At 44.5% G+C, this 12,991-nt stretch carries 7 protein-coding genes and 1 pseudogene; 5 read left to right on the top strand and 3 right to left on the bottom strand.

What is annotated here, in order from left to right:
* Positions 1 to 863: 863 nt before the first annotated feature.
* From MWM02_RS12805 to mutL, 5 genes are all read left to right on the top strand, one after another.
* Positions 864 to 3,011: a hydantoinase/oxoprolinase family protein gene (locus MWM02_RS12805; protein ID WP_244402183.1), complete on the top strand. Its 2,148-nt coding sequence runs from the start codon at positions 864 to 866 to the stop codon at positions 3,009 to 3,011.
* A gap of 18 nt (positions 3,012 to 3,029) precedes the next feature.
* Positions 3,030 to 5,300: a hydantoinase B/oxoprolinase family protein gene (locus MWM02_RS12800; protein ID WP_244402182.1), complete on the top strand. Its 2,271-nt coding sequence runs from the start codon at positions 3,030 to 3,032 to the stop codon at positions 5,298 to 5,300.
* 12 nt (positions 5,301 to 5,312) lie between these two features.
* Positions 5,313 to 5,822 (top strand): acetone carboxylase subunit gamma, encoded by a 510-nt coding sequence (locus tag MWM02_RS12795; RefSeq protein ID WP_064550957.1) that lies wholly within the window; start codon positions 5,313 to 5,315, stop codon positions 5,820 to 5,822.
* 368 nt (positions 5,823 to 6,190) lie between these two features.
* A complete protein-coding gene (gene mutS / locus MWM02_RS12790; RefSeq protein WP_064550956.1) occupies positions 6,191 to 8,782 on the top strand; it encodes a DNA mismatch repair protein MutS in 2,592 nt (863 codons plus the stop codon).
* A gap of 13 nt (positions 8,783 to 8,795) precedes the next feature.
* Positions 8,796 to 10,640 (top strand): DNA mismatch repair endonuclease MutL, encoded by a 1,845-nt coding sequence (gene mutL, locus MWM02_RS12785; protein ID WP_244402181.1) that lies wholly within the window; start codon positions 8,796 to 8,798, stop codon positions 10,638 to 10,640.
* Between the two features lie 76 nt (positions 10,641 to 10,716).
* Here the strand turns inward: mutL and MWM02_RS12780 are convergent.
* From MWM02_RS12780 to MWM02_RS12770, 3 genes and pseudogenes are all read right to left on the bottom strand, one after another.
* Positions 10,717 to 10,953 (bottom strand): annotated as a pseudogene (locus MWM02_RS12780) (tyrosine-type recombinase/integrase); the annotation flags it as partial.
* Positions 10,954 to 11,253: 300 nt separating this feature from the next.
* Complete coding sequence (locus tag MWM02_RS12775; RefSeq protein ID WP_064550953.1) at positions 11,254 to 11,676, bottom strand: hypothetical protein; 423 nt, start codon at positions 11,674 to 11,676, stop codon at positions 11,254 to 11,256.
* 880 nt (positions 11,677 to 12,556) lie between these two features.
* Complete coding sequence (locus MWM02_RS12770; protein ID WP_081260228.1) at positions 12,557 to 12,703, bottom strand: YjcZ family sporulation protein; 147 nt, start codon at positions 12,701 to 12,703, stop codon at positions 12,557 to 12,559.
* Positions 12,704 to 12,991: the final 288 nt, after the last annotated feature.

The raw sequence follows: 12,991 nt of genomic DNA, 5'->3' as shown, positions 1-12,991 counted from the left end.
TCCTGATTTATTTTGTAAAATTTCTTTCTCGGTTCAGCGAATTTAGGATTTGGGAAAAACAAAATCCTGGACTTAATCATGCTTGTTATTTTTTAATATTAATAAAATTAAAAAAATAATAAAAATATTAAATTTTCTGTAGACATGTATATTTATATGTGTTATTCTATTTAACAAATAAGATGTATTAATTGTGGATCGATAGAATAAAAGGTCATACAAATTAATTTATCTCTTGTTTTCCAGAAAAAGCTAGAGATTGAAGAGACAAAAGGCGCTTTTGATGGAACATGTTTTGGTGTTCTCTAGTTGTTTTAGTCATTGAAGCAACGCTTCCACACTCATTGAATTGCCTCAGCGTTCTTCTGATTTAACGTCAGACATATTATCCTTCTGCTGTTCCACTGAACAAAGCAACGTTTCCGCTTGCTGAACTTTTTGATGTTCCAATGCATCCACAATGATTTTGGCTATTCGTTGGCTTTTAAATGTTTATTTATTCCAAAAATTATATATTTTACTTGTTGATGTTTTATAAATCATTGCTTTCTGCATTTGGAAATTACTATTTCTTTTTTGTAAGAATAATAAAATTGCCACTTCTATGATCATCTCTTTTGTCAATATCCATCCATTAAAGGAGGTGATGATGTTTAGCTTAGGGTAAGATCGAACACAAATTTTTTGTACAGATTGCTTTGTGACGACCGAAGAGTAGTGGTGGCATGAAAAGGTCATATATGTCCAAAATTCCATCTTATGATCCAGTTTGGCATTAAGCTTCTAGCCTGCTTTCCGGATCTATCGTTTATAGCCATTTTCTTATAAAATATCACGATAACATGTAGGAAGGGGATGAAAAAATGAAAACAGCGGTAAAAAGAAAGGCGCAAATTCTTGCAATTGATGCCGGAGGGACGATGACAGACACATTCATCATCGATGAAAACGGAGAGTTTGTCGTCGGGAAGGCGCAATCCACACCGGAAGACGAATCGATAGGCCTCTTAAACTCCGCAAAGGATGCGTTTGCTTACTGGGACACAACGGTTGAAGAGCAATTTCCGCAACTGCTTGCCGGAGTCTATTCGGGAACCGCGATGCTGAACCGGCTCGTTTCAAGAAAGGGGCGCCGGGTCGGCCTGATCGTTAACAAGGGCATGGAAGATTTTCACCGGATGGGTCGGGCGATCCAAGCATACCTCGGTTATTCTTATTCAGATCGCTTGCATTTAAACACTCACCGTTATGATCCTCCTCTTGTACCGAGGGAGTTGACAAGAGGTGTAACGGAAAGAGTCGATTTATTTGGCAACGTTGTCATTCCGCTTTATGAACATGAAGTAGAACCAGCTGTAAGGGAACTTCTCGAACTAGATGTGGAAGCTATTGTCATTAGTTTGCTCCACTCTTACAAATATCCTAATCATGAGCGGAGAGTGAGAGATATAGCGAAAGAAGTCATGAAGAAAGTTGGAAAAGAAGTTCCTGTGTTTGCGTCGGTTGATTATTATCCAGTCAGAAAAGAGTCGCACCGGACGAATACGACGATCATTGAGGCGTATGCGGCCGATCCTTCGCGCGAAACGCTTATCAAAATCAACAACATGTTAAAAGCGCATGGCGCCAATTTTGATTTGCGTGTGATGGCAAGCCATGGCGGAACGATTAGCACGCGGGCGAACGAATTGGCAAGAACGCTTGTTTCTGGTCCGATCGGCGGCGTCATCGGCGCGAAATACCTTGGGGAACAGCTTGGCATCCGCAACATCGCTTGTTCGGATATTGGAGGAACAAGCTTTGATATGGCGCTCATTACCCAGGGGGACTTAAGCATCAACACAAGTCCAGATATGGCCCGTCTTGTGCTTTCACTTCCGCTTGTCGCCATGGATACCGTCGGTGCAGGAGCTGGAAGCTATGTGCGGATCGATCCAAACTTTAAATCGTTAACACTTGGTCCGGACAGTGCTGGATCGAAAGTCGGTGTCTGTTATCCAGAAGGCGGCGTAGACACGGTAACGGTCACAGATTGCCATGTTGTTCTTGGATTGATCAATCCGGATAATTTTCTGGGCGGGGAAGTCAAGCTCTATCCAGAGCGTGCATACGAAGCGATTAAAAAACAGATCGCCGATCCGCTCGGATTATCTGTCGAAGATGCGGCATACGGTGTCATCGACTTGCTTGAATCGCAGCTTCGCAACTATCTTGAATCGATGATTTTAGGAAAAGGGTATTCACCGTCCCAGTATGTATGTTTCTCATATGGAGGCGGCGGACCATTACATACCGCCGGTTATACGAAAGGCCTTGGTTTTGAAGATGTGCTTGTGCCGGCGTGGGCAGCAGGATTTTCTGCGTTCGGCTGTGGTGCGGCGGATTTCGAATACCGTTATGATAAAACGCTCGATATTAACGTTAATAACGGTGCCAGCGAAGATGACAAATTAAAAGCGGGAAAAGAACTGCAGGCCGCATGGGATGAGCTAAAGGAAAAAGTCGCAGCTGAATTCGAAAAAAGCCAATTCAGCAGAGAAGACGTTGATTTCCGTCTTTATTTCCGCATGCAGTACCAAGGGCAATTAAACGACTTGGAAATTGAAGCACCGATCAAAGAATTCAAAAATGTAGGTCACTGGAATGAACTTGTAAATGCGTTCGAAGACACATATACAAGAGTTTACGCCAAAGCAGCGAAATCGCCAGAGCTCGGTTACAGCATCACAGGCGCGATCGTTCGGGGAATCGTTGAAGTGCCGAAACCGAAAATCCCAGTAGAGCCGTTTGCGGGTGAAACACCAGCGAAAGAAGCGTTCCTTGGCAAGCGCAGAGTGTATTGGAAAGGCAAATGGATCGAAGCGGATATTTGGGAAATGGAAAAACTGAAGCCGGGCAACAAAATTAAAGCGTTTTCCATCATTGAGTCTCCGGCTACGACATTTGTCATTCCGCCAGGATTTGAAACATATCTTGACCAGCATCGCATTTTCCATTTGCGAGAAATTTAAAAGGAGGTTGAGTTGAAGATGGCGATGAACATAAAAGAGGTGAAAAAACGCAAAACGATCGGGTGGAATGGAAAAACACTCAAAGAAATGCGGGAGGAAATCGACCGGCTTAGCCAGCTGACTGGACATTACGCGGGATTGAAAGAACTTCCGCTGAAAGAAAGCGATCCGATCCGTTATGAAAAAATCTTTTCCAAACTGCGCGGCGGTGTGGTACACGCGCGGGAAACGGCGAAAAGAGTTGCCGCATCGCCGATTGTCGAGCAAGAAGGTGAATTATGTTTTACGCTTTACACTCCTGAAGGCGATTCTATCGTTACTTCCACCGGCATCATCATTCACGTTGGCACGATGGGTGCCGCCATCAAATTTATGATTAAAAATGATTATGAAGAAAACCCTGGCATTGAAGATGGCGATATTTTCTGCAACAACGACTGCCAGATCGGAAACGTCCATCCGTGTGACGTTCATACAATCGTGCCGATTTTCTACGAAGGAGAACTGATCGGCTGGGTCGGCGGCGTTACTCACGTTATCGATGTTGGCGCAACAGCGCCTGGAAGCATGACGGTCGGTCCGGTCACCCGTTACGATGACGGTTATCAGGTAGCCTGCCGCAAAATTGGGAAAAATGATACACTGCTAAAAGACTGGTTAATTGAAAGCCAGCGCTCGGTCCGTACTACCAAGTACTGGCTGCTTGATGAACGGACTCGCATAGCCGGATGTCATATGATCCGCGATCTTGTTCTTGATATTGTAAAAGAAGAAGGAGTCGATACGTATAAACAATTTATCCGCGAAGTGATCGAAGAAGGGCGCCGCGGCTTTATCAACCAAGTAAAAACGCTGCTTATTCCAGGCAGATACCGTCAAGTTTCCTTTGTTGACGTACCGTACAAAAATCTGGATGTCCCTCCTTATGCTCGTGTCAACACGATCATGCACGCACCGACGGAGATAATCGTTCACAAGGACGGCAAGTTTGAAATCGACTTTGAAGGGGTTAATCGATGGGGTTGGCATAGTTATAACGCAACGCCGGTTTCGATTACGAGTGGAATCTGGGTTATGATGTCGCAAACGCTTATCCCAAACGACCGGGTCAATGACGGTGCATATTATGCGAGCAAGTTTGACTTGCCATACGGTTCATGGCTAAACCCAGACGATATTCGCACCGCGCACAGCTATGCATGGCATTTCCTTGTATCTGCGTGGAGCCCGTTATGGCGTGGGCTCAGCCGCAATTATTTCGCCCGCGGCTATCTCGAAGAAGTCAACGCTGGAAACGCTAATACATCCAACTGGCTGCAGGGCGGCGGCTACAACCAGTTCAATGAAAACCATGCCGTCAACAGCTTCGAGTCAGCCGCTGAAGGTGTTGGAGCAAGCGCGGTAAGAGACGGGATCAGCCACGCCGCGGCGATTTGGAATCCGGAAGGCGATATGGGCGACATGGAAATCTGGGAGCTGGCAGAACCGCTCATTTATCTCGGAAGAAGCATTAAACCAAATACAGGCGGCCATGGGAAATACCGTGGCGGAAACGGCTATGAAACGTTGAGAATGGTGTATGGGGCAAAAGACTGGACGATGTTTTTCATGGGGAACGGTTACGTGTCGAGTGACTGCGGATTGATGGGCGGTTATCCGGCTGCATCGGGATACCGTTTTGAGGCCCATGGCACGAACTTAAAAGAACGGATCGAAAAGAAACTGCCGATTCCAACTGGCGGTGATCCTGACCCGGATGATCCGCAATATGAAAAACTGATGGAAGCAAAAGAAATTATCCGTGATAAGCAGGCGATTACGACGGAAACGATTTTTGAAAACTATGATTTATATTTGAACTATTTGCGCGGGGGCCCAGGGTTCGGCGATCCGCTAGAGCGGAAACCGAAAATGATTGAAGATGATTTAAACGAAGGCCATATCCTCCCGCGTTTTGCCGAAAGTGTTTATGGAGCAGTTTTCACCCAAGATGAAAAAGGGAGATATATCGTTGATGAAGAAGCAACGATGAAACGCCGGGAGGAAATAAGAAAAGAGCGGCTGAAGCGGGGGGTGCCGACAAAACAATGGATGGACGAGGAAAGAAAGAAAATTATCAATAAAGAAGCAGCGATACAAGTGCGTCACATGTATGCGAGCACTTTCGCGTTAAGTGAAAAGTTTTACAATGAGTTTAAGCTGTTCTGGAACTTGCCGGAGGATTGGAAATTGACGGAAGATGAACTAGGCATCCCAGTCTTTGGCGCAAAAATTAATAAAATGAGATGAGGTGGTGAAAACATGGAAAAGTATGATAAATACGATCGCAAGACGATAGAGGAATTAATTGACGGCACGATAGATTTTTTCAAATTAAAAGAAATGCTCTCCAATTTTAAAGACGTTGACCGGTTTGACAAATATATCAGCATCCTGCAAGAAAGAGTGCCGTGGGATGATCCGATTTTGCTTCCGGCCGGGCTTCATCTCTACATTGTTCAAAAGCCGGATGGCCGGCGCATCGTAAAATGCGATTGCGGGCATGAATTTTGCGAGGCAAGCGACAACTGGAAGCTTCATGCGCTCATCTATGTTCGCGATACGGAGGAAAAATTGGCGGAACTGTATCCAAAATTGATGGCGCCAGATCCGGAATGGCAGGTGTTCCGTGAGTATTATTGCCCTGGTTGTGCAACCCAGCTTGAGGTGGAAGCAGTGACGCCTTGGTATCCGGTCATCAAAGATTTCGAACCTGATATCGATACGTTTTATAAAGAATGGCTAAAGCGCCCGCTTCCGCAGGCGAAATGAAAAAACAGACGGCGGCTGTTAACCGCCGTCTGTTTTTGTTTTTATGCTCGCCGGATTAAATAGGGGAAAATATGAATCCAGACTGCTTCTCATGCTTTAGCGATGTTATCATTGAACTTTCTCTTTTTCTTTTTTAATATGTTATAATGAAACATGTTGGAACGATTATCGATTCATTAAATTTATAAGTGGTTCGGAACTAGATACATAATGTCGATGAGGAGATCGCGAAGATTTTTTTGGCTGTTTTGTTTCGAAGGCGATGCACGGATGGAAACGCCGATGATTATTTCGTTGAGAAAGAACGGTTCGTTCCTTTTTTGCATGGAGAAAAAGAAACGTAGATTTGTAAAGGTTGGAGGAGAACGATGGCAAAATATACGCCAATGATTCAGCAATATTTGGACATTAAGGCACAATATCCAGATGCCTTTTTATTTTTTCGTCTTGGTGATTTTTATGAAATGTTTTTTGATGACGCCATCAAAGCGGCGCAGGAACTGGAAATTACGTTGACAAGCCGCGATGGCGGCGGCGAAGAGCGGGTGCCGATGTGCGGTGTTCCATATCATTCAGCGCAAGGGTATATTGAACAGTTGATTTCAAAAGGATATAAAGTGGCGATTTGCGAGCAAGTCGAAGATCCGAAGACAGCAAAAGGCGTTGTCCGCCGCGAAGTCGTCCAGCTCATTACTCCTGGTACGGTGATGGAGGGAAAAGGGCTTCTTGAAAAGGAAAACAACTATTTGGCGACGGTGACCATGTTTGCTGACGGCACGTACGGTTTTGCATATACGGATTTATCAACGGGGGAAAATCGCATCACGATTCTTGCCTCCTTTGAAGACGTGATGAACGAACTGTATGCGATTGGGACAAAAGAAATTGTCCTTGCCAGCGATTTTCCAAGCGACGAGCAACAGCTATTGAAAGAACGATATGGGGTGACGATCTCGTACGAAGACGGAACGGAAATGCCGGAAGGGTTTGCGGCGATTGCCAGCGGGCTTGCACAGGACAAGCTGCAAATCACGTTTGCCCGCCTCCTTCATTACATTATTCGTACGCAAAAGCGGCGCCTTGATCATATGCAGCCCGTTCAAGTGTATCAAGTTGACCACTATATGAAAATCGATTTGTATTCGAAGCGGAATTTGGAATTAACCGAGACGATCCGTTCAAAAGGGCGGAAAGGCTCGCTCTTGTGGCTGCTTGATGAAACGGTGACGGCGATGGGCGGACGATTGCTGAAGCAATGGCTCGACCGCCCGCTTTTGGACCGCGGACAAATTGAACGGCGCTTGCATATGGTTGAAACATTGATTCATCACTATTTCGAGCGCCAAGAGCTGCGCGAACGCCTCCGTGAAGTGTACGACGTCGAGCGCCTCGCCGGCCGTGTCGCCTACGGAAACGTAAACGCGCGCGATTTAATTCAGCTCAAAAAATCGCTTCAGCAAATTCCTGCGCTAAAAGATATTGTCGCAAATCTTTCCGATGACGAAGCGCAGCAGCTTGCCGACAAACTCGACCCATGTTCGGAGCTTGTCGATCTGTTGGAGCGGTCGATTCAAGAAAATCCGCCGTTATCCGTAAAAGAAGGCAACATCATTAAAGACGGGTATAATGAGACGCTCGACCGTTTCCGCGATGCAAGCCGCAACGGAAAATCGTGGATTGCCCAGTTGGAAAGCAAAGAACGAGAACTAACCGGAATTAAATCGTTGAAAATCGGTTATAATCGCGTGTTCGGCTATTACATTGAGGTGACAAAGCCGAATCTTCATTTATTGCCGAAAGGGCGCTATGAGCGGAAACAGACGCTTGCCAACGCCGAGCGTTTTATTACCCAGGAATTAAAAGAAAAAGAAGCGCTTATTTTAGAAGCGGAAGAAAAAAGCATTGAACTAGAATATGAATTGTTTGTCGACATTCGCGAACGAGTCAAACAATATATTCCGCGTCTGCAATCGTTGGCGAAAGCAATCAGCGAGCTTGATGTCTTGCAGTCGTTTGCGACCGTCAGCGAAGAGCGCCATTATGTGAAACCGCAGTTTTCCGATCATCGGGAGCTTGTCATTCAAGCGGGCCGCCATCCTGTAGTGGAAAAAGTGCTTGGGGCGCAAACATATGTGCCGAACGATTGTTATATGAATAAAGAACGGGAACTGTTGTTGATTACGGGGCCGAATATGTCCGGAAAAAGCACGTATATGCGGCAAATTGCCCTTACTGCCATCATGGCGCAAATCGGCTGTTTTGTACCAGCAGATAAAGCAGTGCTCCCGATTTTTGATCAAGTGTTTACGAGAATCGGCGCTGCCGATGATTTAGTGTCGGGGCAAAGCACATTTATGGTCGAAATGCTCGAAGCGCGCAATGCGATCGTTCACGCAACGCAAAACAGCCTCATTTTGTTCGATGAAATCGGGCGCGGCACGTCTACGTACGATGGGATGGCGCTGGCGCAAGCGATCATCGAATACATTCATGACCATATTGGCGCGAAAACGTTGTTTAGCACACATTATCACGAATTAACGGATCTGGAGCAATCGCTTCCGAAACTGAAAAACGTCCATGTGAGCGCCATCGAGGAAAACGGAAAAGTCGTGTTTCTCCACAAAATTGAAGAAGGGCCGGCCGACCAAAGCTATGGTATTCACGTCGCCGAGCTTGCCGGCCTTCCTTCCTCCCTCATTCAACGCGCTCAAGAAATTTTGGCGGAGCTTGAGCAGCAAGAGCAGCGGAAAGAAGAAAAAGAAGAGCCGAGCGGCAAGAACGAAGCGGCCTTTGAACAACTAAGCATGTTTGCCGAAGAAAAGCCTTCCAAAGAAGAATCCCGTCTATCGAAAAAGGAAAAAAAGGCGCTCGAGGCGCTAAGGTCCGTCAATTTATTGGAAATGACACCGCTTGAAGCGTTAAATAAATTATACGAAATTCAAAAACTATTAAAGTAAAGGGGGCATAGCGATGGGAAAAATTCATAAGCTCGACGACCAGCTGTCCAATAAAATCGCTGCAGGAGAAGTCGTCGAGCGCCCTGCCTCCGTCGTCAAAGAGCTCGTGGAAAACGCGATTGACGCGAATAGCACCATCATTGAAATTGAGTTAGAAGAAGCGGGACTGATGAAAATTCGCGTCATCGATAATGGAGATGGAATGGAAGAAGATGATTGTCTCATCGCATTTGAGCGGCATGCGACAAGCAAAATTAAGGACGAGCATGATTTGTTCCGCATCCGCACGCTTGGTTTTCGCGGCGAAGCGCTGCCGAGCATCGCCTCCGTCTCAGAAGTCGAAATGAAGACAGGCACCGGCGATGGTCCGGGAACGCGGGTTGTCTTCAAAGGCGGCAGACTCGTCAAACGCGAACGGACAGCAAGCCGCAAAGGGACGGATATTACCGTATCCAACTTGTTTTTTAATACACCGGCTCGCTTAAAATATATGAAAACGATTCATACGGAGCTTGGGCATATCACCGATGTCATTAATCGCCTTGCCATGGCGCATCCTGACGTTTCGTTTCGCTTGCGCCATCACGGGAAGCAGCTGCTTTATACGAGTGGAAACGGTGATGTGCGCCATGTGCTTGCCGCGATTTACGGCATGGATGTCGCGAAAAAAATGATTCCGATTCAAGCGGAATCGCTTGATTTCACTGTCCAAGGCTTCATTTCGCTTCCAGAAGTGACGCGCGCGTCGCGAAACTACATGTCCACGATCGTCAACGGGCGATATGTGCGCAACGTTCCGCTCATGAAAGCGATCGAAGCGGGATATCATACGTTTTTGCCGATCGGCCGCTATCCGATTGTACTTTTATCGGTGACGATGGATCCGATTTTAGTCGATGTCAACGTCCATCCGGCGAAATTGGAAGTACGTTTCAGCAAAGAAGCCGAATTAAATGAGCTCGTCACCCAAGCCGTCCGCCAGGCGCTTCAAGCGCGGACGCTTATTCCCGAGATGACCGCCAAGCCAAAAGAAACGCCAAAACTAAAAGCGGAACAGACAACTTGGACGTTTGAACATGTCGTGAAAGAGCCAATTGTTTCTCCACTCATTCATGTCGAGGAACCGAAACAACCGAGTCAAGCGGAAGAACAGAAGGAAGAACTCCCTCCGCTGCCGCCGCAAGCGGAAGCAACAAAAAATAGCGCGGATGAGGAACGGGTTGAGACGAGCGAGAAGACGGAATCAGCCGAACGAGAACAAGCGCGCGTGAATGACCGGCTTCCGCCGCTTTATCCAATCGGACAAATGCACGGAACGTACATTTTGGCGCAAAACGAGAGAGGGCTTTACATCATTGACCAGCACGCCGCCCAAGAGCGCATTAAGTACGAATATTTTCGCGAAAAAGTTGGGGAAGTAACAAACGAAGTGCAGGAATTGCTCGTTCCGCTTACGTTCCATTATCCGGCCGACGAATATGTGCTGATTGATGCGCATCGTGAAGAATTGGCGAAATGCGGCGTTTTTTTAGAACCGTTCGGCCACAATACGTTCATTGTCCGCTCCCACCCATCATGGTTTCCAAAAGGGGAAGAAGCGGAAATTATTGAAGAAATGATCCAGCAAGTCATCGAGATGAAAAAAGTCGATATTAAGCAGCTCCGTGAAAAAGCAGCGATTTTAATGAGCTGCAAACGCTCGATAAAAGCGAATGAGTACTTGCGCGATGACGAAATCTTCGCCCTGTTGGAATCATTGCGCAAAACGACCGATCCGTTTACGTGCCCGCACGGCCGACCGATCATTATCCATTTTTCTACATATGAGCTCGAAAAAATGTTTAAGCGGGTGATGTAAACACATTAGCGCAACACCCTTGTTTTATCAAGGGGTTGCGCTGTATTTTTTAACATTTGGCCACATTTTGACTGCATTATTTGACTCCGTGAAGTTTTTTCAGCGCTCTTTCAAAACGGTCGGATGATTGTTGCTGCATGTCAGTGGTAGCATGAGAATAGGTGTTCATGGTCATCTCGATGGATGAATGGCCAAGATGTTCAGAGACGACTTTCGGATGTTCCCCTAATTGAAGCATAATCGTTGCGTGCGTGTGGCGCAAATCATGAAAGCGAATTTTCCTGACTCCTGCCTTTTTAATCATTTGGTGAAGTTGGTTATAACACATATTGCAAAATATGAAGTGTGTAATTATTTTTACATATTTGTTAAATACAATAGTGGATTCAGCGGGTTGCCCATTACACAAAAGTTAGAATAAAAGTATTTCAACTAATACTGTAATTTGCTTACTTTAGAGTTTTACGGAGGAAAAGTGAAAAAGGCGGGGCAAAAACTGAAAACGGTGATTGATCTTGGTGCTGTGACAAATGGACTACGCGAGAAAGGTCTCTGCACGGTAGGAACGGATTTTAGTGCTGGTCCATATTTTACTTTCTTTTTTGTCGTAATGTCATTCTACGGAAATAGTGAATTTATTATTTTTTAAACTGGGCGTGAATTGTATTTTGCTTATTGGTAAATTTTCACCTTTGTTCGTACCCCCTGACGCTTTCTTCGCTTTTAAATACTCATCGATAGTATCGTATTTAGTCGGGGAGACTTGAAAAGTATATGTAATACCGACATATAAATTCAATGTAAAAAATTTTTTGTTTACAATCATCGTTTTATCTTTAGGAACATAGGCAATTTCTTTGGTTTGGTATCCTTTTGCAGTAATATGCACTAAGAACTTAGAATATTTGCCACCCTTATCTAGTATTTGTATGGTTACAGGTATTTTATCAGGGACTTGATGAACCGCATCTTTTTTGTTAGAACAAGCGACTAGCAATACAATAATAATTAATAAAAATGTTTTTTTTATTTTCAAAGCCTCCTTCCAAAAATTATAAAAAATCATTGCAGCTAATGTTATAATATAGTAAATTTACAAAAAATTCAATGATAAGGGGGATAAATTGAAGAAAGACGAAAATTGTTTTATTTTCACTAGTATTATCACTTTAACTTTCGGGTACGAGCTTAGCGAACAAAATCCTTGTAGCAACGTTCAATGGCGAGACTGCCAAAAATGATATTTACGAAAAAATGGCGTTTCCGAAAATAGGAAAATAACGTACGGAGAGATGCACAATATGATTAAATCATCCAAACTATTAATACCAATTTACAAGTTGATTTAACAGGTGATCACAGCGATAAAAGGTTTGGGTACAATGATGGTTCATATTACGATTACATGTGCGGAAGCTCCGGTAAAATTCATTGCACATACGTCTATGTTACATTAGGAATGAATGATGGGCCAGTTATGTTAACTAGTAATTGTTGTAACTTTAATAGCACTTCTAGTTGGAAAGCTGCTTTTTCAACAGTTTCGAGAACTTATGGTGCTAAAAATAACTTAGGAGTGTCAGTGGGATAAGAAAAACAAGAGGTATGCAAACATATTAAGCATGACTAATATGTGCTTACCTTTATTTTTTAGGTTTTGATAAAAAATCCCTGCTTTTTTAATTAGTCCAAATGGATGTTAATTTTTGCGCCTTCAAACGGAATCCGTTAGAGTGAGAACTCCGCCTTTTTTAATTGGCCTGTTAAATTTCGGTGTTGAATTTTAGACCGCACAAAAAAGACCGAAAGAAATCGGTCTTTTTTGTGCGTCTTGTTTAACCATGGCACTCGCAGTTCAACAAATAACGGGAAGTGTAATCATTTAACAATTTTCAAATCCACATAGGAAAGGGGATTTACCAGAATCCAAACCCTGGGCCATAACCGCCAAAGCCATACCCTCTTCCGTAACCACCAAAGCAGCCACAACCAACAATGATCAATAAGATGAACAGAACAACGATAAACGCAAGGCCGGCACCTGCATATCCTCCAGCACTCATTTAATTTCACCTCCATTTATTTGCCTTCAGTTTATAATATAGGACTTTTGTTCAATTTGATTGGGCTTAAATAAATTTCCGCGAATGCTGATTAACAGAGCCATTGAAAAAGGGGGCATGGATCATGTTTTGCCTTAGTCTTTTTATGTATCCATTGCCACATTAGTCAGAAACGAAAAGCTGGAAAGTGGCGCAGGCAGTATGAAATTCTGCATGAGGTGTTGTGTAGGCAGGACTTCTGAAGAAAAAAATTCACTTTCTTGACTACGTGATCATCAAAATGACCCA

The sequence above is a fragment of the Parageobacillus sp. KH3-4 genome (assembly GCF_022846435.1).
Taxonomy (GTDB): Bacteria; Bacillota; Bacilli; order Bacillales; family Anoxybacillaceae; genus Parageobacillus; species Parageobacillus thermoglucosidasius_A.
Note: the sequence above shows the minus strand (reverse complement) of the source record. Positions and strands in the feature narration are given on the sequence as shown.

Excerpts from the sequence above, each read along its gene's own strand:
- MWM02_RS12805 (WP_244402183.1), top strand. The coding sequence starts at position 864 with ATGAAAACAGCGGTAAAAAGAAAGGCGCAAATTCTTGCAATTGATGCC.
- MWM02_RS12800 (WP_244402182.1), top strand. The coding sequence starts at position 3,030 with ATGGCGATGAACATAAAAGAGGTGAAAAAACGCAAAACGATCGGGTGG.
- MWM02_RS12795 (WP_064550957.1), top strand. The coding sequence starts at position 5,313 with ATGGAAAAGTATGATAAATACGATCGCAAGACGATAGAGGAATTAATT.
- mutS (WP_064550956.1), top strand. The coding sequence starts at position 6,191 with ATGGCAAAATATACGCCAATGATTCAGCAATATTTGGACATTAAGGCA.
- mutL (WP_244402181.1), top strand. The coding sequence starts at position 8,796 with ATGGGAAAAATTCATAAGCTCGACGACCAGCTGTCCAATAAAATCGCT.
- MWM02_RS12770 (WP_081260228.1), bottom strand. The coding sequence starts at position 12,703 with ATGAGTGCTGGAGGATATGCAGGTGCCGGCCTTGCGTTTATCGTTGTT.